Below are 25002 nucleotides of genomic sequence, written 5' to 3' on the forward strand. Positions count from 1 at the left end.
GAATTCTAGCCCCTCCACTGCTCAGTTTTTAGTCAGGCCGGCGTACCAATTACTACAACCACGCGCGTAGCCCAATTTAGCTCATCTAAAAGCACAGTCAATTGATTCCGTCCCGACCTTCCCGCAATTACTAACACCGCCTTATCGTCTGAGTCGTGGATTTTGAACCTGCCGTACTTCGACTCGACTTCACCGGAGAAGGCTTCGACCAATCCCTCAGTCTCGCTGCCCGGAGCATTTTCACGATATGCATTCACCATGACAGCACCGTCAACGACACTCTGCACGGCAATGTATAGCGAATCTTGATCGAAGTGGACATACTCAGTCGTAGCGTCCCACCCATCGTGAGCTGCCTTGCTTTCCGATTCATCGATCATGAGCAGCCCGTGGTCGAAGAACGTCACGAACGAGCCGAGCAGGTTTTCATCAGGGGAAGTCATAGTTTCCCTCGTTCAGTTGCCGGACGATTCCACCCTGCTGTCTAGCACATGGAAGGCAATGGGGGTAGGCGGTCTGCGGCGTCCCTGGCGCAACGGCCGTAGTCGGTGGCTGGTGGTCGGGAACCCAGTTTCCCGACTTGGTGCCAGGATTCGTGGAACCGCAGACGTGACATCCATGAGCGTCACCTGCTTCGTTGATCATATCCCTAACGCCAGGCGCGTTGATGTCACCGTCCACCAACGCAACACCCTCCTGCGCATGCTTGCCAGCACCGAGTGTCTGGTCGACAACGCAACCTTCGCCTACGTTGTGTACGAGCACTGGCGTATCGCCGGCGAGCACGTAGTACGTATGCAGGTCGTCAACGGTGAGGTTGTAAGCGGCGTCGAAGTGTCGGCTGTTCGGGTCGAAGCCTTGCACCGTTACAGCGTTGCCGGATCCAGCGTCCAGCTCGTCGCCGATCGGGAGGCTGTCAGCCCGTTGCCACTGTTTGGAAGTTTTGTTCCAGAACGGGTGGTCTTCTGTCGTGACGATGCGCTGGTCGCCGACGTTGAGGTCGTAGAGCGTATCGCCGTGCACCAAGGCGTGAGTAACGGTGCGCGCGCCGCGTTCGCCAGATTCCGGGTCTTCGGCGATGACGCGATCGCCTACCTGTATCTCATTGATCGGCTTGTGGGTGCCGTCGGCCATGAGGACGCGGGTTTCGCCGGAAAAGCTATTACATACTCTCGTTTTGGGTGTCGTCGCACCGGCGGCAGACTTTGACCCGCCAGAGAGCCCTTCAAGCCGGATCTGCCCATCGAGGATGCCGTCCATTCCAGGAAGGCCCGTGGCGATCAACGTATCGAGGTGGACGTCGTACAACTTGCCATACCACGCGCCGCACTTCTCCCGCCCCATGGCATCGCAGACATGCCTCGCCAGGTCGGCCTGATCCTGCGCGAGGAGAAGGGCGTTCGTGGAGCCGCCAAGGTTCTTTTCGGCGAGGAATTTGCCGGATTGTTCGACCCAGCGGCGTTTGAATTCTTCCTTGTCACCCTTCTTCATTCCGGCTGGAAGGACGACAGAGGTGGTTATGACGTCCGGGTCGTTGTTCTTGGCAGGTGCGCTGCCGGTTTTGCCCTTGCCTTTTCCCCAGTTGACGTTGTCGGTGGAGCCGCAGCCCTTGTAGCACCCGGTGTCGGGGTTGTAGCCGTAGCAGTCGAATTTGGCGCAGTCTTCTTCGATGAGTCCGCTGGGGTCGCTGCTGTTGGTGGGTGCGTTGCCGGCGTAGGCGTAGCCGTGCCACTGCTGCGGGTCGGTGAGGTCCTGTAGCGGGTCGACGCTGATGAATCGCCCGAGGGTGGGGTCGTACTCGCGGGCGCCCAGATGGGTGAGGCCGGTGTTGTCCTTGGTCCCGCCGACGAAGCCCTTGTCCATGGTCATGGGCCAGGTCATCGGGGCCGTGCCGCGGTCGGCGCCGAAGGGCAGGGTGCGTCGGCGGGAGACGCTGAGGTCGGCGTTGGCGACGGTTGCTTCGCTGGTGTTGTGGTGGTCTCCGGTCAGCCAGGTGAGGCTGGTGGGGGTCCGCGTGGCGATCGGGGTGGCACCGAAGGCGTAGTAGCGGGTGGCGGTGGCGGATCCGGATGTGGGTTTGCGGATTTCGGTGCCGTCGGGCAGGTAGAGGGTGGCGCCGGTCGGGTCGCGGCGGATGAGGCGATTGCCGTCGGCGTCGTAGAGGTAACTGGTTTTGCCGGTGGAGTCGGTGACGGTGGCGAGGTGGCCTTCGAGGTCCCAGGAGAGGGTTTGGCCAGCTGTTCCGCCGGGGCGAGTGCGCGTGTTACCAGTCTCGTCGTAGCCGTAGACGTCAGTCTTAGTGGTAGCGCCGGTGGTTTCGACGGAGGTGACGGCGTGCGGGTGGGTTCCGACAGGTCCACCGGGGGCGGGGTACTTGTAGGCGCGCACGGTGGCGTTGACGTGGTCGGTTTCGACCGTGCGGTTGCCGACCTGGTCGTAGCTGTAGGACTGCCAGTACCTGGCCGGTCCACCGAGGGCGGCGGCATCGGGGTCGGGCGGGCAGGTGGTGGAAGAGGGTGTCCATGCCTCGGTGAGGCGGCGGTGGTGGTCGTAGCGGAAGCATTGGGTGTCGGTGGCACCGCCCGCGGGGGTGTCGGTGATGGAGAGCAGGTTGCCGGCCGGGTCTTGCTGGTAGGTGTAGTTGAGGACTTCGGGTTTCTTTTCCGGCAGGACGCTGGTGTTGGTGAGCCTGCCGGTGCGGGTGTCGATCAGTTGGGTGAGCTCGGTCCGTTTGCCGTGTTCGCCGAGGACGAGCTGGGTGAGCTGGTCGAGTTTGTTGTAGGTGGTGGCGTTGACGTAGATCTGCACTCCGGCGTTGAGCAGGATGGAGGGGTTGCCGACGTCGTTGTAGCCGATGGTCAGTTTCTCGGCCGGTAGGCCTGTGACAGCCGGGAGGCTGGTGGTGGCGGTTTGCCCGTCGGCCCGGTAGGTGGCGGCGTAGGTGTAGGTGCAGGGGGTGGTGCCGCTAGCGGCGCACAGGCCGCTCTCTGTGTCGGGGAGGGTGATCCGGGTTTCGAGGGGCCGGCCGGCGGGGTCGTATTTGGTGACTTCGGAGGTGTAGGCGTTGGTCGAGCCGGCGGGTTCGTAGCGGATGGATTTGGTGAGCTGACCTACGCCGTACTGCAGGGTGTCGTAGATCCATTCGGCGCGTTTGGGTCCGTCGGTGGTGTTGTCACGGACGGAGGTTCGGCGGCCGAGCGGGTCGTAGGTGTTGGCGAGGGTGACGCCGCGAGCGTCTGTGCTGGTGAGGAGCTGGCCGAGGGCGTTGTAGGTGAAAGTGGAGGTGCCGCGGTCGGGGTCCTCGTCCTTAATTTTTCGTCCGCGTTGGTCGTAGGTGTATTTCCAGTTGTTGGTGGCGGCGTCGGTCATGCCGGCGAGTTCGCCGCGGTCGGTGTAGCGGTAGATGGTTTTGTCGTAGGTGGCGGGGTCGTCACTGCCTGCCTGGGCGCGGCTCTTGTACTGGCGCAGTTCGACGGCGTTGCCGCGGGCGTCGGTAATGCCGGCGGTCGCGGTACCGCCTTCTGGCGGAATGACGGTGGTCTTCTCGCCGGCGTAGACCGTGGTGGTGCGCCATTTCTCGTTGGTGGCTTCGTTGACGCCGATCTTGAAGATGGAGTCGGTGACGCGGCCTGCTCCGTCGTAGACGTTGGCGGTCAGCGCCGGTACGGGCAGCGAGGGCTGTCCGGGTGTGTTGCCGACGACCTCGGTGGACGGCGGCGCATTCGTAGTGTCGTAGTAGGGCTGGGCGACCCAGTCGACCAGACCGCGGGAGTTGTAGACGGTGTCGCTGAGCACCCGGCCGCCGCCGGTGGCCTGGGTTTGGGTCTGACGCTCGCGCAGGAGCCCGTCGAGCAGGGTGATCGACGTGCGGTAGGCGGTGGTGCCGGTGGGCAGCAGCGTCTTGGTGGTGACGGCGGTCGGTGCGGTGTTGCGCATCAGGTAGATGTGCTCGATGGAGGGCGCGTTCGGGTAGGTGGTCTTCGCGCGTCCGGGTAGCCAGGCCTTGAGGCTTCTACCGAGACCGTCGTAGGTGACGTCGGTGCGCGCGGTGTTGGCGTCGTCGACGGTGGTCACCGGCACCTGCCACGCCGTGGCGAAGGTGGTGGTGACGGCGCGGCCCATCGCGTCGGTGGCGGTGGTCGCCGTCAACGGCCCGGTCAGCTCCGGCGTGTAGCTGGTCGAGGTTTTGTAGTCGAGGGCGTCGTAGGTGTCCTTGATCCGCCCGACCTCGTCGTAGGTGGATTTTGCGGTGGTCGTCCAGGTCGGCGTGGTCCCGGACCAGGCGCTGATCTGTTCGACCTTGGCGACGTCACCCTTGACCGGCAGGTAGGTGTTCCAGTCCTTGTCGGCGCCGTCGTAAGTGGTGCGACTGCCGGCCAGCATGTCAACGGGCAGGGTAGGTGTGGCCGCGCAGTTGACGCCGACAGTCTCGGTCTTCTTGACCGCGCCGAGCATCCAGTTGCCGTCGTTGCGGGCGTACCAGGTGCGGATGCACCGGTCGTCGGCCGTGGTCGCTTCGTCGCCGAGGTCGTCGACCCTTTCGAGGAAGTTGTCGTCGTTGTAGGTGACGACGGTTTTGGTCCAGCGGGTGCTGCCGTTGGACAGCTTGGTGCGGTTGCGCACCGTGGGGGTGTTGACCATCGCCGCTTTGAGCGGCCCGGAGCTGGCGGTCTGCGTGGCCGCGGGTGTGCTGATGGTGCCGGAGAGCCAGGGGCCGCCCACGCCGAGGGTGGTGGTCACTTCCCGGGCGATGCCGGCGTAGGCGTCGTAGTCGGTGACCGCCTGCTGCTGGGAGTCGGTGACCGTCTCGTTCCGGGTGCCGTCGTTGGGTTGTTTGTCGCCGTGCATGCCGCGGAAGTAGCGGTACTCGATGGCCGACTGCACCCCGGATTCGAGACCCTTACGGACGCGGACCTTGCCGTAGCCGCGGAACTGGCCCCAGGTACGTTTTTTCTCGTCGATGAGTTCGGAGTTGTCGTAGTGCCAGGCCGGGGCGTCGAGATAGTCGTAGTTGACCTGCTCATGATCGAAGCCACCGGTGTTGTCGTACACGTCGACGCGGGTGACCCGGTACTTGTGGAACCAGTCGAGTTTCGCCGTCTCCCCGGCCGGGGCGTAGTACTGCGGGAAGCACGTCTTGGTGTTGTTGTGCACCGTCGGCAGCGCGGTGCGCAGGCACTCCGGCTGGGAGTAGCTGATCGCGATCTGGGCGCCGGATGCCGTGGTGATGGTGTTGAGACGGTAACGGAACAGGTCTGAGCGGCCGTCGGAGCTGCTGGCGTCGACCCGGTTCGGGCGTGGTTCGCTGCCCGCGTCGAACACCACTTCCGGTTCGGATTCCTCGCCGCCGCCTGCGGTGATGACCTTTCCGGTACGGGTGATGCCGGCCAACCACATCGGGTCGCCGCTGTTCTCACCGGTCTGCAGATACTTGTGCCGCAGCGTCCACCACGTGACATCAGAGAAGGTGTCGCCGGTGCCGGTGTAGACCTGAGAACGGATGCGCGACAGTCGCTTGGCCGTCCAGAAGGTGACCGCCTGCTGGTCGACGCAGGGCGCCGCCTTGCAGAACTGGTCCCAGGGCGTGTCACGCCACGAGCCCTGCACCGGATCGGTACCGGACCAGCAGCTGCTGTCACATCGGTCCGCCACGTCGAACAGCACCCGGGCGGCGGGCTGGGTGGTGGCGCTCGCGTCGACGCGGTTGCCGTACTCGATGCGCGACAGCCACCCGCCGCGGTCGTATGTGGTCCGCTTGTCCTTGTCACCTTCTCGGCCGTAGGCGCCGGTCTCCCGGTCGTAGAAGTAGGTCATGGTATTGCCGTGGGTGTCCACGACGTAGTCGAGGTTCCACCGCCAGGCCTGTGTGGTGCGCGAGCCCGCGAAGTCGCCGGCGGCGTAGCCGGGCTCGTCGGAGTGGTTGCCGTATACCGGCACGGTCCAGACCGACTTGGTCGCCGTGGTGCCGGATGCCCCGGCGGGGCCTTTGCTGCGGCCGAAGAAGTACTGGATGCCGTCGGTGGTGGTGACCCTCCAGTACTCGCCGTCGGTGTCACCGTTGTCGTACGAGGTGTTCTTGAGCAGCTCGATGCGCGAGCCGTCGTCGGACACGCCTTTCCACCTGTCACCGGCGGACTTGACCAGTTCGGTGGCGCGCCCGTTGAACGAGATGGTGGCGTTGCCCTCCGGCTTGAGCCAACACAGGTCTCCGCCGAAGTTGTTCTTGTTGTTGGCAGCCTTACCGCGGATGTCGTCCTGGTCGTCGGCGCAGGGCTTGTATTGCCGCTCGATGTATCCCGGCCACATCTCCCAGCCGTCACCGATCCAGGAGCCCTGGCTGTTGGTGCCCGCCGTTCGGCCGTCGATAGAGCTGGAGGCGTAGCCGATACCCAGGCGTGGTTCCGGTCCGCCGATCGCCGGCGGTACCGCCAGCGGGTATGACCAGGAGAACGCGCCGGTCTGCTGGGAGACGTTCCAGGTCGCGGCCGACGACAGACTGGTCGCGGTGTAGGTGCCACTGTCGCCGGAGGCGCCGGCGGACAAGGCGACCATGGTGGCCCGGCCGTCGGCGGATACCGGCACGGTGGCGCTGGCCGTACCGGTGCGTACGTCGTTGACGGTGGGAAGGGGCTGGCCGGTCGCCACGGAGGTTAGCCGCAGCCGCGAGGCCCAGTCACCGCCGTACGCCTGGGCGAAGGCCCGGTAGTCGACGCGGACGTCGACGCCACCGGGCTGGCGTACGTTGTCGGCGCGGGCGATGGACAGCAGTACCCCGGAGATGCCGGCCTTGGCTGTCGCCGCCTGGTCGGCGACCTCGACCGCGGCCCGGCGCACCGGCGTTACCGCTGCGGCTGTGCGGCTGGCGGCGCCACCGGCGGGCGTGGCGGTGGCCGACAGCCAGACCGGCAGCGTGCCGGCCCGCGTTGCCGTACTCCGGGTAGCGGTTTTCGTGGCGTTGGCCGCGACGGGCAGGTCCACGGTGGCGGCGCCTGCAGCAGGCCAGGTCACCGTCGCGGCGCCGTGTAACTCTTTCTTGGCGGCGGTCCAGGTGGGCAGCACGGTGTGCTTGAGGGGCTTGACGGGTACGCCGGCGGCCTCGGCCGGCGTGCGGGGAGTCCAGGGCGGCGCGGCTTCGGCCATGTCCGGCGCCTGCACGGCGACCGCGACAGCGACAGCGGCCGCCATGGCGGCGGCGATACCGCGCCGACGTCGACCCGCAGGACGTGAGCCGGCAACGAGCGGGCCGGGACGTGAAGAGTGTACGGCGGTCACGCGGTGACCTCTTTCCGGCTCGCAGGATCGGTTCGGCACGTTCGGGGCCTCAAGCCTGGGCATGACTGGCGATCTTCGCGGCGTCCCAGACACGTTGGGCGGCGTAGACATGGTCGAGGTCGCCGACCCACGGCTGCGTGGGTGTGCTGTCGCCGATGACCAGCGCGTTGGTCGCCGACCAGGCGGCGGGCGCATCGACGGCGTCGGGCTCGGCTCCGCCGAAGTCCGCTGTGCCCTGGACGTACAGGCGCAGCTTCCCGGCGGGTTTGTCGTATATGCCGATGAGGCTGATGTAGTCGTCGGGCACGACGTACTGGGTGGTGCAGATGCTGGTGCCGCCGGCGTTGGCCGTATCGGCGCTGGTGACGGTGAAGCACCACGCCGGGTCCGGCACGCCGTCGACGTCGAGGTCGATGTCGTTGCGGTAGCCGAGGGTGAACATCGACGCGTTGGTGCCCTGCTGCGACACGGCGGCCCGGGACGCGCTCAGATCGGTCAGGCGTACCCAGGCGGCCACGGTGAACCCGGCCGCGGCGCTGGTGTTGAGGACTGGGCCGTCGGTGGCCAGCCGGCCGGTCCCGTCGAGGGTGACCCCTCCGTCGAAGCGACCGGATTCGGCCCATCCCACGCCGACGCCGAAGGTGGCGGAGTGGCCGGCCGGTTGAGAGGTCGCCTCCGTGCCGGCGCTGTCGTCCATCCCCCACCGCCACTCACCATCGCTGGTGTTGACCAGGAACGAATACATCCGGGGATCGGAGGTAGCACCGGTGGCGGTACGCGACTGCACCGACAGTACGTTCGTGCTGTCCTTGGTCGGGGTGAGGGACACGCCCAGCGTGGTCCCGGTGAGTTCCTGAACCGACAGGTCGTCGAAGTAGACCGCCTTGCCGCTGCCGGCGGCGAACCCGTTCCACACCCGCAGGTATGCCTCGGTGGCATTGGTGGGAACGCTCATGACCACCGACAGCTGGACCCAGGTGTCGGTCACGGTCGGCGCGGGCGACATGACGTGGGAGACGCTGCCCGACACGATGTAGGAAGGGGCCAGTCGCAGACCGCGTCCGGGCGAAGTCGGGTTCAGGCCCGTGGCGGCCGGTACGTACACCCACCCGGTGACCCGGTACCGGCCTCCGGCACGCATCCCGAGACGGAACCCGCCGCCGGCGTCACCGGCGACCGCGGCGTACTCGTGGTAGCCGGTGGCATCACCGGTCGCCGTCGGAACGATCTTCAGCGAGTCACCACCGGTGTGACCTCGGGAGGTGTCACGGGTGACGACCGCCGAACCGCCCGGCGTGATACCACTGAGGCTGGACATGCTGCTCTGGCTGGCGGCCAGGCGCTCCGCGCCGGCAACCCCGGCCGCGGCGGTGACAGGGTTGGCGTCGTTGAGGGAGTAGACGTACTCCGTCACCTCGCTCGCGCCGTTCGGCGTGAACATGAATGTCCCCGGCTGGCCCGGTCCGCCGCTCCACGTTCCGGTCGTCTTCGGCGGGTACTGCGCGCTGGTGACGGTCGGCAGCGTCGGGTCCTGCGTGTTGACGACGAACGTGAACCACGCCGAGTAGTCGCCGCACTGATAGCTGTCACAAGCTCGAGCACGCCAGTGATAGGTGTGGTCCGGCAGCGGTTGTTTGGAGAACGGGGCGACGCGCCACGGCCGGGAACTAACGGAGGACACTCCGGTCACCGCAGTACCGGACTTCGCGACCTGGGTGCCCTTGGTGCTGTTGTAGACCTCGTACTCGGCACGGACCGTCCCGCCGTCCGGATCCGAGACCGTCGCCCACAACCGCGGCGTCCCGGACCGCACGACCGCCGGGCTGTTGCAGGCCGAATAGCAGGAGTCGATCTTCAATCCGGTCGGCGTGTTGGGCCGGCGGTTGTAGATCATGCTGACATACGGCGTGTGCGATGAAGCCTCGGAGGAATTGAACTTTTTCCAGCCGGCGTTGGTGTTCTCGTTGGTCGCTTGCAGCCCGACGTTGGCCCGGTTATCGGTACCTGACAGCAAATGCTGGAAGGTATTCCGCACCGACACCGACACCCAGCCGTCACCGCAACCGGAGCTGTAGCCCTTGGTTCCGGTGGACGTGCCGTCCTTCTCCCGCCATGTCGGCTGGTTGCCCCACCGCAGCGTCTCGTCGACATAGTCGACCCGCCACGCTTCCCAGCTCGCCGCGGTACACGACCACGAATGGGAGTTCCACAAGAACAGCTCCGCCTTGTCCACCTTCGAATCGCGCAGCTCCGCCAGCCCGCCGAAGCTCAGGTATGACCGTGCCTTGCACTCCGAGGAACAGCCTTCCGCAGGGTCGACGACCCGGCCGATCTTCAACACGTCGGCACCGGACTTGTCGGTGTTGGTGATGGTGTTCTGTACGTACGCGTCAAATTTTGGATCGACGTTGATCGCGGGATCGACCGTCACCGGGTATTTCAACCCGGGGTCGGCCAGGAACGCCGCGCTGGGCGTCAGCACCATGTCGGCGCCACCCCCGGCGTTGCCGCGGATCGTCACATCCACGTCCGCGACGTGCGCCGGCTCCCCGGTGTCCGGTGCGGTACGGGCGTCCCACATGAGCGCCTCGGACACCTGCACGCCGGCACCTGACGCCGACTGCATGCTCAGCTCGGCCCCCGCGACTGCACGGCTGCTCGCCGTCATCGACCCGTCATCCCATGGCAGCGCAATCGTCGCCATGGCCGCCGCAGCCTGCGGGTTGTTGAGCACCACGAAGTACTCGTAGCCCGACCGGCCCGCCTCCACGACCAGGTCAACACCCGGGCGCACCTCCCGGTACGTGGCCTTACGCCCGTCCAGCACCGGCTCCGGCAACGCACCCCGCCATCCCAGAGCCGTGCGGGTGTCCGATGCCCCGAGCGTCACGAACCCAGTGGTGTCCGCATTGCGTTTACCTGACAACGTCAGCCCGTACGGATGAGCCTTCGGCGCCACACTGCCGTCCGAGCGGCGCTGCATCGCCAGGTCCACATCCACCCAGCGCCCGCTACTGTCGCGGGTACGGACCGGCGCCACGTGCGTTTCCGCCCGGTACGAACCGTCCGGCAACGCCCACACCCGCAACGTCTCGGTGGTCCGACCGGTCACCTCGACCGGCTTGCGACTCCGATACGCCAGCGCGGCGGCCTGCGCCTCAGTGGTGGCTGTCTGCGGCAGTGGTGGCTGAAGGGCCGGCACAGCCGCGACAGGGGCGGCATCCGCCGGCGCCGCTCCTACCAACGCGGACAGTGCCAGAGCGCTGAAGAGGGCCCCGGACAACCACGATCGCCTCCGACGCACCGATCCAGCCCATGACGCAGTACCCATCGCTGCCCGCCCCCCGTGAAGTCGCGGAGCTCAGCGGAGAACCCACGCGGGGCACACGCTATGACACACACCGCCGTCACACACGATCTTGACAAGCAGACATCGATGGGCAAGCACTCGTCGATATCCAGCTAGGGTCAGGTTGAGAAACGTCGAAGCACCCCAGAAGTGGCCGATCGGACGACGAGGCAGTATCCGATCGGACACTCAGCACGGCAGCCGCCGCTCGAGGTTGCAGTCCCGCGACGCCTGTCGTGCCGGCCGGCCACGCCCGCTGAACCGCAACGAGCCGACCAGTCACCAAGCCCCAACGTCGCGACGCCCCCCTGGTCCCACACCGGGCCGTACCGCGCTAACCGCGGCACGTCCGTGCGCCGCTGGGCATGAAGCACGACGTACTGGCGAAGCTGACGTTTCGCACTTGTAAGGCTGTCGTCAGAGCTGAATCTCCTGAGCGCCGACGCCGGGCGGGTAACGACGCATCATGACCTCGTAGAGAGTGCCGGCGGTGGCTGGGTCACAGCGGCGGCACAAGCTCCGAGCAGGTGGACTTCATGTAGCCACCCACATTCGTACCGCTGCAGACTTCGACGCCGTCGACAAGCGCCCTCACCGGTTGCCCTTCACTGCCGTTCTTCGTACGCCGGGCGGTGATCTGCACGAATGACACCGCGTGCGGTGCGAGATCCACTCGCCAGGGCAATGGCTGATTCAACAGGGTCGTGGTTTCCGTGCGTGCCGGATCGGTGTACCAGATGTCCACTCGGCCCTCGCCTGACACCTCGTAGGTGACCGCGGCGACTCGCGGCGCTCTGCTCGGCGTGGTAGCGGCGGGCGCAGACGGCCGCGGCGCCCGGTCTCGGTTGTTGCCTGCCGCCCATACACCCAGACGACAGCCGCCGTGATGACCACCAGGACGACCGCGGTCCCGACCACCAGCGTGGAGCGACGGCGTTGCCGCCATTGCCGATCCTGTGCCGTAGCGCCCACCGCTTGTCCCCCTCGCGTGCATCGTGACGATCGGCGACATTCGATCACGACGACGAGAAGCCGCGCGATCCGCACCTGGCCTCCGACCGTCGTCGAAGGCTGAACAAGAATCGGCCTGAAAATTGAACTGCCTTCCGACTGGACACACAGGGCTCGTCGACAGCCCTACGTTCCCGCGCCGACCGACGCTTGCAGACCGCTGATCACCTAACCACCCGACGAGCATGGTCGCCTGCGACAGCGGGCGTGGCGGTCACGTCGACACATGCCGGCTGGCCGCTCTCGTCGACGCGACCGCTGATCTCGACCCGGTCGAACGCGCCAGCGCGACTACAAGAAGTTCCATGCGCAGCGGTTCCACACTGTCGCCGACAATCCGACCACCGTTCACATGAGAGCCTGTCGACACCCACTTGGCCGCCGACCAAAGCCCTCTGCGGACGCTCGGCGGACCGCCAAGTGTGCACGAAGGTCGGAACCCTTGCCCGGCGCCGGACTTCGCCATACGCGCAGCGCGGGCCCTCGCTGTCGATTGAATTGGTCGACGAGGTTGCCGATGCAGGCGATCCAATCTCTGACGCCGAGGACCCGGACGGCTGGCGCAGGCGTGCAGCATGACACCGCCAGCAAGGCATCCTAGGATCCTGCCTTGATGGCTGCGGACCCAAAACAGCGAGGTGGCACCGGGTACCGGATGGGACGGCAGATCAGACTTTGCTGAGGCACGGTCTATCTGCTCCCGGCCGCCGGTCCGGCAACCAGAGTCGGTCAGGGGGCGCATTGCTGAACTCCCTTCCGAGTGACATCACCTATCGATGAGTTCAGCACCACGCCCGCGGCGGGTACCTCGGCATCGACTCCTTACTGCCTCAATGTGAGGTGAGCACAACGCTGACCACTTCCCTCGCCCCGCCCTCGAGGCCCAAGATCCATCCTTGGCGGCGTGGCTGCAGCGGCCACCGGCGCCACCACGGACCCGCGGCCACCAGCAGGCCCGGTGCGCCGGACATGGCCTACGGTTCGCGTTCTACGGGCGTACCTCGACCGGCCGGTTCCAGGACCCGGCATCGTCACGGGAGTGGCAGCGGCAGAACGCCACGCGGGTAATCTCCGGCCGCGGCGGGATCGTGGCCGAGTACTTCGATGTCGGCTACTCCCGCGCACTGGCCTGGCACCATCGCCCTCAGGCCGCCGCGCTGCTGGACGCCGCGGCCGACCCTGATCGCGGGTTTGATGCGGTCGTGATCGGCGAGTTCGAACGGGCGTTCACCACCGGGCAGGCCCGCAGCATCCTCGCGCAGCTGCAGGCCTACGGCATCAGCACGTGGCTGGCCGAGTTCAACGGCCCGGTCGACCTGACCGACGCCACCCACCAGGCCCTGCTCCTGCTCCTCGGCCACCAAGCCGAACGCGAGATCCTGCGCGCCCGCCGACGCACGACCGCGGCGATGTGCGCCCAAGTCCGCACCCAGGGCCGGCACCTCGGCGGCCGGCCACCGTACGGCTATCGGATGGCAGACGCCGGGCCGCATCCCAACCCGCAGCACGCACGATGGGGCCGACGGCTCCTACGCCTGGATCCGGACCCCGAAACCGCACCGCACGTGCAATGGATGTTCCAACAGCGCCTCGCCGCGCTCAGCACCGCAGGCATCGCCCGCAGCCTCAACGCCCTCGGCATGCCACCACCGTCGGCACATGACCCTGCACGCAACCCACACCGCTCCGGCACCGCCTGGACGCTGCGGACAGTCGCAGCGATCCTGGCGAACCCCCGATACACCGGCCGACAGGTATGGAACCGGCAACACACCGATCACCGAGAACTGCGGCCAGGCGAAAAGAACAGCCGGCCGCCCGGAGTGAAACCCTCCCGCGCCTGGAATCCACGCGAGCAATGGGAAGTCTCGCCACCCGGGGCACATCAGGCCCTCGTCAGTGAGGCGACCTTCGTCGCGGCGCAACACATCACCGCCCTCGCCGTCCCGGACGACGCCAACCCACAGCGCTACCAACTGACCGGCCTGGTGATCTGCGGGCTGTGCGGGCGCCGGGCAGAAGGACACTGGGCACACGGACGAGCCCGCTACCGATGCCGACACGGCTACACCAGCGCCAGCGACGCTCAGCCACACCGGATGAAGACGCTCTACGTGCGCGAAGACCAAGCCCTTGCCGAAGCCGGAGGGCAACTGGCGCACCACCTCGGCACCACCCGCGACGCAATCCCCGTCTCCGGTGTGGCCGGCCAGCTACGCGGCCGAGGCATAGCGATCGTCTGCACATCGATAAGCATCAACCTGGACACCGGTCCCGCCCAGGCCGGGCAGGACGACCCCGATGCTCAGGACGTTGCCGACACGGGGCAGCTGTCACTGCCCGGGATCAGCATCCCGCAGGCCAGACCGGCAATCAAAAATCCCCAACGCGATCATCCGCCGAAACGTGAATGATCGTGGTGGGGGTTGACGTGTCCGAGATCGACACTCGAGATGCGCACACGGTGATCGCAGCCCGCAAGCTGACCGTCTCGTCGTGACCACCTTCTGGGCCAGCGTTGTCTGCTGTGCGCTCAGCACGTCGCGCGCTGAAACACCTGGGGACGCTATCTCGCGCGAAGCCGAGGGCACAAGCCTTACCGATCCGATGCGGTCTCGCCTTTGCGCGATCGATCGATGACCTCCTCAATTGTCAGTGGACTGCGCGGGTGGTGACAGAGAGTGATGTCCTGATCTTGCGAGGCGGGCTTCCCCCATCCGCTAGGTGGAATTCCCTGGCCGTCAGGCGCGAGATGTCGGGCACATCCCCGCCTTCAGCCTTCGCCATCTCCCGAACGGCCTCGATCTGAACGGGGCTTTTCAGCAGTCCGTAAAGGCTGTGTCGTGGAGTTGCCGGGGATTCGGTCGTGCAGGCTCTAGGGCGCCTGAGTCGCGAAGATCAGCCCGAGACCGTACTTACGCGCTTGGACAGCCAGCTCCAACGTGCTCTACGTGCATGCGGTCATCGGGCTCGGCGGTGCCAACTTCTGCGCCTCGTCCATGACGAGGAGACCGAACAAATGGCCGGTCACCGGCCGGATGCCGCTTGATCCAAAAGGAGAGCGCGACGAAATCGAAGTGTTGCCTTGCGCTGATCCGCGCGCACCGTGGCACGGCTTCGTTCGCGGCATACTGCGGTCCGGTCCGTTGCGGATCGGGGCGAGTAGGACATCCGGAACCGTCACGACGGTTCCGGCCTTCGTCGCGTTCGGGCGGGAGGACGACCGTCGCGCCGGCAGCTCAGGAGCGACGGCCGTCGCGACGGCATCCGGCGGTGGACGCCGCGGCACGGGAGCCGTTCTCGTCTGTCCTCGTCCACGGGTACGTCGAAGGCTGCGTCCCGGCGATCACCGTGAAGGATCGCGGGTCGGCACGCCCGGTCCTCGACGATCAGTTGCTCATCTTGCCATTCGCGACACTCGTCTTTGGAAAAAGGTCTCTCTTGGCGACACTTTCCGGCTGATGGTACCGGGTACCCCTGCTCCTGGCCGTCAAAATGCCGGAGATAGTTCGGAAGTGGTCCTTGAGGGCCTTGCGTATCGGATAAAATCCGTTTGCCGTGACCTAAGATCCCCTCATTGCTTCAACCGCTGAACGCCCGACGTGTCGGGTGTCGCCGCTGTCGATTTGTGGGGGTCAGGCTGTGTACGACGACAGCGAATCGGGATCCGGTCCGAGCGTCATCGATGTGGTGGTCGCTCAGTCCCGTCGTGTCCTGGAGACCTATCGGGTCGACCCAGGCCTCGTCGATGAGCACGCCAACAATGAACGGCGCATCGCGCAGGGCGGTTACGGGGACCGGCAGGTCTTCGAGCTCGTACAGAACGCGGCCGACGAGATCCGGGGGACGCCGGGCGGTGCGATCGCCGTCGTCCTGACGGCTACGCACCTGTATTGCGCCAACGAGGGAGCTCCGGTGACTCCGGAGGGCGCGGACACGATTCTCCGGATGAGTGTGTCGCGTAAACGCGGTGGACAGATCGGTCGTTTCGGGGTGGGCGTCAAATCGGTTCTCGCGATCTCGGACACTCCGCAGTTCTTCAGCCGCGCGCAGGGGGTCGATTTCGGTTTCGGTTTCGACCGGGACTGGTCCTCGGAGCAGATCCGCGGTGTCCGTCCCGGGCTGCAGGAGACCCCGGTCCTGCGGATGGCGCGGCCGCTCGACGCGGCGCGGAGCCGACAGCTGGATCCGGTGCTCGACGAGTTGTTCGCCTGGGCGACGACGGTGGTCCGGTTGCCGCTGCGCGGCGATCGCGGTGACGGTCTGAGCGCTGACCTGGCCTCGTTCCCGATCGAGTTCCTGCTCTTCTCACCGCATGTCGGGAGCCTGACGCTCGAGGACCGGCGGTACGAGCCCCGGGAGCGGCGACGGATCGTGCAGCGTGTGGCCGGCGATCGGCACACGTTGGAGGAGACGACCGACCCCGACAAGTTGAGCGTTCAGGAGTGGCGGGTGTTCACCCGCACTCATCGTCCCAGTCCGCAGGCGCTGCAGGCGGCGGGGGAACTGCACGACCGGCCGGAGATCGACGTGTCGTGGGCGGTGCCGGCGGCCAGTGGGGCGCGTGGGGTGTTCTGGGCCTTCTTCCCCACCAAGTTCGCCACCACGCTGCGCGGCATCCTGAACGCGCCGTGGAAGACGTCGGAGGACCGCCAGGCGATCTTCGACGGCAACGCGTTCAACGACGAGTTGCTAGACGTGGCCGCGGGACTGGTCGTCGACAGTCTGCCGCTGATCTCCGAGTCCTCCGATCCGGCCGGCTACCTGGACTTCCTGCCGGGTCGTGGCCGCGAGGCGCCGCAGTTCGCCGACGAACGTCTCACCGCCGCGATCTGGACGGCCGCGGCGGAGCGACGGTCGTTGGTGGACCAGCTCGGCGCGTTCCGCCTGCCCGTGGAGATGCAGTTCCATCCCGAAGGGCTGCGCGAGGAGTGGTTGAAGCTGTGGGCCTCTGGTGGCGGTGCTCCGGCGGAGTGGGTGCACCACTCGGCGGAGAAGCGGGATCGGCGGGCGCGGGTGAATCTCATCCTCGCTGGGGCGGGGCGACCCGACGCGTCGGTGCGGCTCTGGCTGGAGGCGTTGGCCGCGGACCGCAATGCGCAGGGGTCCGCGGCGGCGATCCGGATCGCTGCCGGATTGGTGGAGGCCGACCATGCGCTGGCCGAGGAGGCGGTCCGGGCGCGGATCGTCCTGTCGGACTCCGGGAGTCTGGTGGCGCCGTCACTGGGCGGTGTCTTCCGACGTTCCGGGGACGACGCGCTGGCCGACGACCTGGTGTACGTGAGCGAGGACGTGGTCGCCGAGGCCGAGGTGCCCGAGGCGCTGACCGTGCTCGGCATCCACGAGGCGGATGCGGCGGGCCGGTTCGCCGCGGTCCTCGGCCAGGGCCTGTACGGCTACGCCGACGAGCAGTGGCACGCCTTCTGGGCGTTGTCGCGGGCCGCCGGTCCGCTGGCGTCGATGGAGATCATCCGGGACCGGCCCGACACGGTCGATCTGATCAAGGTCCGTGCGATGGACGGTCGGTTCCGTCCGGTGGGCTCCTGTCTGCTGCCGGGGCCGGTGGTGCCCGCGGACGGGAGCAGGGACGCCTCGATCGCCGTGGACATGACGATGCACGCGGGTGACCGTGAGGTCCTGGTCGAGTTGGGCATGGTAGACCGCCCGATCGCGAACCAGGATCCGGCGGGTGAACAGTGGTTCCACGTGGAGTACCGGGAGGCGGCGTGGCGCGCCTATGTGGAGACCCTGGAGGACACCGCACGGCGTCCGCAGGTGTCTACGATGCGTCTGGACGGTGCAAATACGTTCGGTCCACTGCGTTTCCTGCACGTGCTGTCGCCGGAGGGCGGTGCGGCGTTCCTGCACAGCCTGCCCGCACACGGCTTGGTGTCGACGTGGACCGTGCAGATGGGCAGGCAGGCGGCGACGCAGATGAACGTCGACTCGCCGTTCGTGTGGATGGCGAAGTCGGTCGGGCACCTACGCACGTCGTTGGGTGTCACCCCGGTCGCCGCCTGCGTCGCGCCGGCTCTGGGGCAGTATCGTGCGGTCCTGCCGGTCGCCGAGGTCCCCGGTGCGCTGGCCGACGCGTTCGACCTGCCGGCCCGTGTCGAGGACCTCTCGGCCGAGATGCTCGAACGGGCCCTGGTGCTGGCCTCCGACAGTTCGGACGACGAGTTGCCCGGCACCGTGTACGCCCTGGTGCTCGAGGCCGGCGGTGACTGGCCGGAGGGTGTCACGACCCGCTGCCGGGTCGGTTCGGTGTGGAGTTCGGAGGTGCCTGACGCGGAGATCGTGGTGACGGCGCAGCGCTCGGAGTACGACATCCTGGTCTCGTCGTCAGTGCCGGCGCTGTTGGTGCCGTCGGTCGACGCGGCGGCGCTGATGGTCGAGACCTGGGGGATGCGGTCGTCGCGTGATGCGATCAAGCAGGAGATCCGGTACGTCGCCGAATCCCCGGCGACGCCGTTGCTCGAGCTCTTCCCGCATCTTCGGGTCCACCGGCCGGGGCTCGACGGTTGGACGGTCACGCGGTGCACCGAGCTCGAGGAGATCACCCGTTCCCCGCACGGTCTGCAGCCGAGGGTCTTGTCCGAGGCGACTGAGGGCAACACCGTCCTGGTGCTGCTACCGGAGAACGACGACGCGCTGCTGAGCGGGATCGACGCCGCGTTGCAGATGGGGCTCGGGGAGCGCGGTCGCCTGGCGATCCTGGACGGGCTGCGGCGTCAGCAGGGTGGTGAGCACCGCCGCCGGGTGCGTCAGGCGGCCACCCCCGCGGCCAAGCTGCTGGCGCTGGTCGGTGAGCAGAAGCTGCGAACGGGTCTGCCGTCGGGTCTGGAGGAGGCCGAACGTCGCGCCGACGGGGGCGTGTCGGCGCCGGAACTCGTGGCGGAGCTGGCGATCCACGCCTACGGCGACGGGGTGCTGCGGCACTACGGTGCCGACATCCGCGCCGCGCACGACGACGCCCCCGGGGCGTTCAACGGTTCGATCTCGGCCCGGCGTTTCGTCGACGATCTACGGTTCCCCGAGGGTTTCGCCGGTTCACCGAAGGTCTCCCCCCCGGAGCTTGAGGAGGTGTTCGGGCCGACGGAGCTGCCGGGTCTGCACCCCTACCAGGAGCAGACGGTCGCCGCTCTGATGGAGTTGCTGAGCCGGTCGACGCCGGGGCGTGGTCTGCTCCGGCTGCCCACCGGGGCCGGTAAGACCCGGGTGGCCGTGGAGGCGATCATCCGCGTGATGCGCGAGGGGGGCCTCGACGGTCCCGTGCTGTGGATCGCGCAGGCCGACGAGCTGTGTGAGCAGGCCGTGCAGAGCTGGAAGTTCGTGTGGTCGAAGGTCGGCCCGCGGCAGCGGCTCACCGTCAACCGTTTCTGGGGCGGGAACTCGGCGACACCGGTGACCGACAATCCGCAGTTGGTCGTCGCGACGGATGTGAAACTCGAGGAGCATCTCAAGACACCCGCGTACGCGTGGCTACGCGAGGCCTCGGTGGTGGTCGTCGACGAGGCCCATCGGGCGGTCAACAAGCGCTACACCGCCCTGTTGGAACAGCTGGGGTTGACCCGCTCGCGGACCGAGCGGCCGCTGGTCGGGTTGACCGCCACACCGTTCCGCCCGGACGAGGACGAGACACGGCAGCTCGTCGGACGGTTCGGTGGCTACCGCCTGGACGACGGCCTGTTCCCCGACGTCGATCCGTACTCCTACCTACAGGACCAGAGGATGTTGGCCAGGGTGGACCACCGGGAGCTCCCGGGAGCCACAGTCTCGGTGACCGACGCCGAACGCGCGTCGGCGGCGTCGGTGCGGTTCCTGCCCTCGGCGGCGGAGGAACGCATCGGTCAGGACCATAAGCGCAACGAGACATTGCTGAAGGAGATCGCGTCGCTCGACCCGGACTGGCCGGTGCTGGTCTTCGCCGCGTCGGTAAACCACTCGAAGCTGCTCACGGCCATGCTCAATCGCCGGGGGATCAGTTCCGCCGCGATTGACAACGACACCCCGACCCCGGAGCGCCGCGTGCTCATCGAACGGTTCCGCCGGGGCGGTATCCGGGTGATCACGAACTTCGGTGTCCTCGCCCAGGGTTTCGACGCCCCGGCGACACGGGTGGTCGTCATCGCCCGGCCCACCTACAGCCCCAACCTCTACCAGCAGATGATCGGTCGCGGGCTCCGCGGTCCGCGCAACGGGGGCAAGGAACGCTGCCTGATCCTCGACGTGAAGGACAACATCGTCAACTGGGAGAAGTCGCTGGCGTTCACCGGTTTCGAGCACCTGTGGCGTCCGAACCGATGAGCGTGGACCTCGCCACAGCAGTGTTGACCGACGAGCAGCGGGCCGTCGTCGAGCAGCCGGCGGACGCGGCGGTGCTGGTCACCGCCGGCGCCGGGGCGGGCAAGACGCACGTGCTGATGCGGCGCATCGACCGGTTGACCGGCGACGGCGGGCTGCGGCCGCAGGAGATCCTCGTCCTGTCGTTCTCCCGCGCCGCGGTGCGCGAGATCACCGAGCGGCTGGGCACACTGCCCGGCGGCGGCCGCTACGTGCGGGCCCAGACCTTCGACTCGTGGGCGTTGCGGATCCTGGTCGAGACGACACCGGAACGCGACTGGACGCAGACGTCGTTCGACGAGCGGATCACGTCGGCCACGCTGGCACTCGGCGAGGGACGGGCCGACGACCTGTTCGAGGACCTGCGCCATGTGATCGTCGACGAGGTCCAGGACCTCGTCGGGTGCCGCCGACAGCTCGTCCAGGAACTGCTGGAACGCTTCGACTGCGGGTTCACGGTGGTCGGTGACGCCGCCCAGTCGATCTACGGCTTCCAGGTCAAGGATCCGGACCAGCGGGCCCGGGAGGCGGGGCTGTTCGTGCGCCAGCTGCGGGACACGTTCGCCTCGACGTTGGTGCAGCTCACCCTGACGCAGAACTTCCGCGCCGGCACGGACGAGGCCCGCACCGCCCTTGAGTACGGGCCGCTGCTGCGCCGGGCCGTCGACGACGGCGACCCGGCGGCCGCCGAGGCCGCCTACCGCGGGCTGCGCGACTGCCTCGGGCCACCGGTGCTCGACCTCGGCGCTCTCACGGACAGGTTCGTGCTCGACGCCGTGCGGTCGCACTCGGGGACGACCGCGATCCTGTGCCGCACGAACGGGGAGGCACTGCTGGCCGCGGAGGCCCTGGCGGGCGCGGGCGTCGCGCACACGGTGACCCGCGACGCCCGCGACCGGATCGTCCCGATCTGGATCGACACGCTGTTCCGGTCGACCGGCCGGGCCGCGACCCGCGATCAGATCGAGCAGGCCGTGACCGGTGCGCCGGGCGGTGTCGACGGCGAGGTCGTCTGGCGCTCATTGCTGCGGGTCGCGCCCGGGCCCGGCGGTCGGTCCGTCGCGTTGGACGGGCTGCGGGCCCTGCTCGCGGCACGGCGGTTGCCCGACGAGTTCGACCTGCCCCGGGCCCCGGTCGTGGTGTCCTCCTTCCACCGGGCCAAGGGCCTGGAGTTCGACCGGGTGCTGGTGGCCGATCCCGGTCCGCTGCGTGACGGCGAGGACGTGGACGGCGCCGAGGCCGCCCGGGCCCTCTACGTCGCTCTGACCCGGACCCGCCGGGACCTGTTGCGCCTGGATCCGTTGGGGCGGTGGGACGTCCGTAAGGACGACCGGACCGGCCGCTGGGCACGGTACAGCCGCAACCGGCTGCCGCGCGGCGTGGAACTGTTGGCCGGTGACGTGCACGTCGAGGAACCGGCGGGTCTGACGGGATTCACGGCTGATCCCGCAGGGATGCAGCGCACACTGCGGCAGGACGTCGTACCGGGCGACGCCGTCGTGCTGGAACGACTCCACGACCATTCCTCGGGCGAAGACCTAGCCCCGGAGTATCTCGTCGTGCGTGACGGTGACCCGATCGCCGTGATGTCGGACGCGTTCCGGGCGGCTCTGCACCGGTTGATGAAGCGGACGAAGTCCTGGACACCGCTCTACCCGCGGACGATCCGCGGAGTCCGGGTCCAGGCGGTGGTCCCGGTGGCCGGCAGCCGGGCGGCGGGCGAACGCGCCGGACTCGGCCCACACGGCGTGTGGCTCGCTCCGCGTCTCGTCGGCCTCGCCTCTTTCGACTTCGACCGCAAGGAGGACCAGTGATGGCAGCACCCGACCGGCACTACGCGTTCCGTCGGACCCTCGTCGACGGCGTCGAGAACGACCTGCTCGGACCGGCGAAGGGCGCGGACGAGATCCTCGACGAGGAGCCCGCCACGGCCTACGTCACCGGTGTGCTGTACCCGTCGCGACAGGCCGCAGTCGTCGTGGAACAGGCCGTCGATGAGACGGACGTGGACCTCGCCCGCGTCGACTACGGCGAGGCGCCGGACACCGGCGTGTCGTTGGCCAACAGCAGGGCGCCGTCCGCCATGGGTATGACCTTCGCCGTCGACGCCGTCGGCGCTCCCACGATCCACCTGCGGATCCGGGCCGCCCGGTACGAGCCGATCGACGCCGCAGGCGCACCGACCGAGGCCAAGCGTCGCGAGCTGCGGGCCACCGACGACGCCGACACCGTGCGCTGGCGACGCCGCGCCCTGGTGTTCGACCCGATCCCGGTGACCACCACCGCGGTCGGGTCGAACACGCACACGTTCGCGGAGGTCCCCGACGTCCAGGTGCGTGTGCGGGTACGCGCGACCGACGAGCACGGCACCGCGACCATCACCGTCGGGATCGTGAACGTCGCCGAAGCCGACCCGGCGGAACTTGTCGACCGGTGGTGCCTGTTCCAGCCCGTGATCACCGTGTCGACCACGGACGGGGCCGCGGCGATCGTCGACCGCAGCCGGATCACACCGAGCACCGACCCGGAGGTCCTGCAGAGCCGCCTGCTGCACCGGCACGCACCCCACTTCGCCACCGGACACGGCTGCGCCGCCGACTGGCGCTGGGATCCCCCGGGGCCCCGGGAACGCCCGCACGTCGCCCCCGCCCGCACGGACGCGGTGTGGACCTCGTTCGTGCCCCGCACCGACGTGCTGTTGAGCGACTCCAACCCGGAGGTGGAGCAGCAGTCCATGCTCGGATTCGCTGCCGGCACCGACACCGAGGTCCTCGCGTCGTTGACACGCGTCGTGACGCAGTACCGTGCGTGGATCACCGACCGCGCCGGGCACGCCGCGGCGTTCCAGGCCACGGAGTTCGCGTCGGTCGCGGCCGACCAGCTCGCCGCCTGCACCGAGACGGCACGCCGCATGGAGAGCGGTATCGCCCGGCTGGCCGGTGATCCCACGGCGATGACCGCGTTCCGGCTGATGAACCGGGCCATGGCCACCCAACGGGCCCGCACGGCCTGGATGCGCGCCGGACGCACCGGACGACCCGACGAGACGACCCCGGCGTGGCGGCCCTTCCAGATCGGCTTCCTGCTGCTCTGCCTCAACGGTGTCACCGACCGCGACCATGCGGACCGGCGGATCGCCGACGTGCTGTGGTTCCCGACCGGTGGCGGCAAGACCGAGGCCTACCTGGGCCTGATCGCGTTCACGACCTTCCTGCGCCGGTTAAGGGCCCACGAGCGCGGTCAGGACCGCACCGGCGGCGGTGTCACCGTCATCATGCGCTACACCCTGCGACTGCTGACCCTGCAGCAGTTCGAACGGGCCGCGACGCTGATCTGCGCGATGGAACGGATCCGCGCCGACCGCACCGCACCGCTGGGCGACGAACCGATCTCCATCGGCATGTGGGTCGGCCGTGCCGCGACACCGAACACCCTCGCCGACGCTCAGAAGAGCCTGGACCAGCTCCGCAACGGCAGGACCTTGCGCGAGAAGAACCCGGTACAGCTGCAGGCCTGCCCCTGGTGCGGAACCGCCATGGACCACACCAACCACACGATCGACACCGCGGCGGGCACCGCCACGCTGCGCTGCCACGACCAGAGCTGCCCGTTCCGGACCGGCGTGCCGGTCCACGTGATCGACGAGGACCTCTACACGGTCCGACCGACCCTGGTGATCGCGACCTCCGACAAGTTCGCCCAGATCGCCTGGCGCGAGAAGGTCGCCCACCTTTTCAACCGCGCTGGCGCCCCGGACGGCACTCCCCCACCGGAGCTGGTCGTCCAGGACGAGCTGCACCTGATCTCCGGGCCGCTGGGCAGCCTCTCCGGGCTGTACGAGTGCGCCATCGACGTCGCCGCAGACACCCCGAAGATCATCGCCTCGACCGCCACCATCCGCCGCGCCGGCGACCAGACCCTGCGCCTGTTCGACCGCGACGTGCGCCAGTTCCCCCCGGCGGCCCTGGACGCCCGCGACTCCTGGTTCGCCGTCGAGGCGGCACCAGACGCGAAGGGCTCCCGGCTGTATCTGGGACTGATGGCACCCGGGACCAGCCAGGCGAGCCTGCTGATCCGCACCTACGCGGCGCTGCTGCACGGTGCGCTCACCACCGACGGCAACGACGCGGTCCGCGACGCCTACTGGACGCTGATCGGCTACTTCAGCAGCCTGCGACTACTGTCGGCCGCCGAGTTGCAGGTCCACGCCGACGTCGTGGAACGCCTGCGTCAGCTCGCCGTCCGCGACGACGTCGCCGTGCGCGACGTCGTGCACCAGCGGGAACTGACCAGCCGCATCGACTCCAGCGAGATCCCCCGCCAACTCGGGGAACTGTTCGTCGCTCTGCCCGACCCGGGAACCGTCGACGCCGTACTGGCCACCAACATGATCTCCGTCGGCGTCGACGTCGACCGCCTGGGACTCATGGCGATCATGGGACAGCCCCAGACCACCGCGGAGTACATCCAGGCGTCCAGCCGCGTCGGTCGCCTGCACCCCGGCCTGGTCGTGACGATGCTCAACGCCGCACGCTCACGGGACCGCTCGCACTACGAGGGGTTCCGCCCCTACCACTCCGCGCTGTACCGGCAGGTCGAGTCGACCAGCGTCACCCCGTTCGCGGCCCGGGCCCGCGACCGTGCCCTGCACGCCGTTCTGGTCGGGCTCGTCCGGCTGATGCACCCGCCAGCCCGACCCAACACCGCCGCCGGTGACGTCGCCGGCTTCGTGACCGAGGTCCGCCGGTACGCGGCGGTCATCGTCGCTCGTGTCGCCCGTGTCGCCCCGGCCGAGCAGCAGCAGGTTGCCGACGAACTCGACGCGTTCATCGACGACTGGTGCGCGATGGCCGCCTCCGGCGCCCTGCTGTACGAGGCGCCGCGCAAGCAGCCGAACAGGAAACGCCCACCGGGATCGGCCCTGCTGCGCTCGTTCGAAGGCGACGACGACCTCGACGAGGCCTGGGACACCATGTGGAGCCTACGCGACGTCGACGTGGAATCCGACCTGTACCTGGAGCGATGAC

8 protein-coding genes are annotated in these 25002 nt (G+C 68.0%); 4 read left to right on the forward strand and 4 right to left on the reverse strand.

The window, feature by feature from the left end; genetic code table 11:
• Positions 1 to 32 precede the first annotated feature (32 nt).
• From AB0C12_RS12920 to AB0C12_RS12935, 4 genes are all read right to left on the reverse strand, one after another.
• The gene (locus AB0C12_RS12920) at positions 33 to 443 is read right to left on the reverse strand and encodes a hypothetical protein (RefSeq protein WP_360547300.1); all 411 of its coding nucleotides are present in this window, start codon (positions 441 to 443) and stop codon (positions 33 to 35) included.
• The gene (locus AB0C12_RS12925; protein ID WP_360547301.1) at positions 430 to 7185 is read right to left on the reverse strand and encodes a polymorphic toxin-type HINT domain-containing protein; all 6756 of its coding nucleotides are present in this window, start codon (positions 7183 to 7185) and stop codon (positions 430 to 432) included. Before AB0C12_RS12925 ends, AB0C12_RS12920 begins: the two co-directional genes overlap by 14 nt.
• A gap of 136 nt (positions 7186 to 7321) precedes the next feature.
• Positions 7322 to 10384 (reverse strand): DNRLRE domain-containing protein, encoded by a 3063-nt coding sequence (locus AB0C12_RS12930; protein WP_360547303.1) that lies wholly within the window; start codon positions 10382 to 10384, stop codon positions 7322 to 7324.
• Positions 10385 to 11120: 736 nt separating this feature from the next.
• Positions 11121 to 11366, reverse strand: coding sequence for a hypothetical protein (locus tag AB0C12_RS12935; RefSeq protein WP_360547305.1), 246 nt, complete (start codon positions 11364 to 11366; stop codon positions 11121 to 11123).
• Between the two features lie 1162 nt (positions 11367 to 12528).
• Here AB0C12_RS12935 and AB0C12_RS12940 point away from each other — a divergent pair.
• The 4 genes from AB0C12_RS12940 to AB0C12_RS12955 all read left to right on the forward strand — a co-directional run bounded on the left by AB0C12_RS12940 (position 12529) and on the right by AB0C12_RS12955 (position 25001).
• Positions 12529 to 14046: a recombinase family protein gene (locus AB0C12_RS12940; RefSeq protein ID WP_360547307.1), complete on the forward strand. Its 1518-nt coding sequence runs from the start codon at positions 12529 to 12531 to the stop codon at positions 14044 to 14046.
• 1228 nt (positions 14047 to 15274) lie between these two features.
• A complete protein-coding gene (locus tag AB0C12_RS12945; protein WP_360547309.1) occupies positions 15275 to 19939 on the forward strand; it encodes a DEAD/DEAH box helicase in 4665 nt (1554 codons plus the stop codon).
• Positions 19936 to 21789 carry a UvrD family DEAD/DEAH box helicase gene (locus AB0C12_RS12950; protein ID WP_360547311.1) on the forward strand — a complete coding sequence of 618 codons (1854 nt, stop codon included), beginning with the start codon at positions 19936 to 19938 and terminating at the stop codon, positions 21787 to 21789. Before AB0C12_RS12945 ends, AB0C12_RS12950 begins: the two co-directional genes overlap by 4 nt.
• Positions 21789 to 25001, forward strand: coding sequence for a helicase-related protein (locus tag AB0C12_RS12955; protein ID WP_360547313.1), 3213 nt, complete (start codon positions 21789 to 21791; stop codon positions 24999 to 25001). Before AB0C12_RS12950 ends, AB0C12_RS12955 begins: the two co-directional genes overlap by 1 nt.
• The last annotated feature ends 1 nt before the right edge of the window (position 25002 follow it).

This window comes from Actinoplanes sp. NPDC048967 (genome assembly GCF_040649415.1).
Classification (GTDB): domain Bacteria; phylum Actinomycetota; class Actinomycetes; order Mycobacteriales; family Micromonosporaceae; genus Actinoplanes.

What these genes read in the sequence shown, in the direction of transcription:
- AB0C12_RS12920 (WP_360547300.1), bottom strand. Translation starts at nt 443, where the DNA reads ATGACTTCCCCTGATGAAAACCTGCTCGGCTCGTTCGTGACGTTCTTC.
- AB0C12_RS12925 (WP_360547301.1), bottom strand. Translation starts at nt 7,185, where the DNA reads ATGGCGGCCGCTGTCGCTGTCGCGGTCGCCGTGCAGGCGCCGGACATG.
- AB0C12_RS12950 (WP_360547311.1), top strand. Translation starts at nt 19,936, where the DNA reads ATGAGCGTGGACCTCGCCACAGCAGTGTTGACCGACGAGCAGCGGGCC.
- AB0C12_RS12955 (WP_360547313.1), top strand. Translation starts at nt 21,789, where the DNA reads ATGGCAGCACCCGACCGGCACTACGCGTTCCGTCGGACCCTCGTCGAC.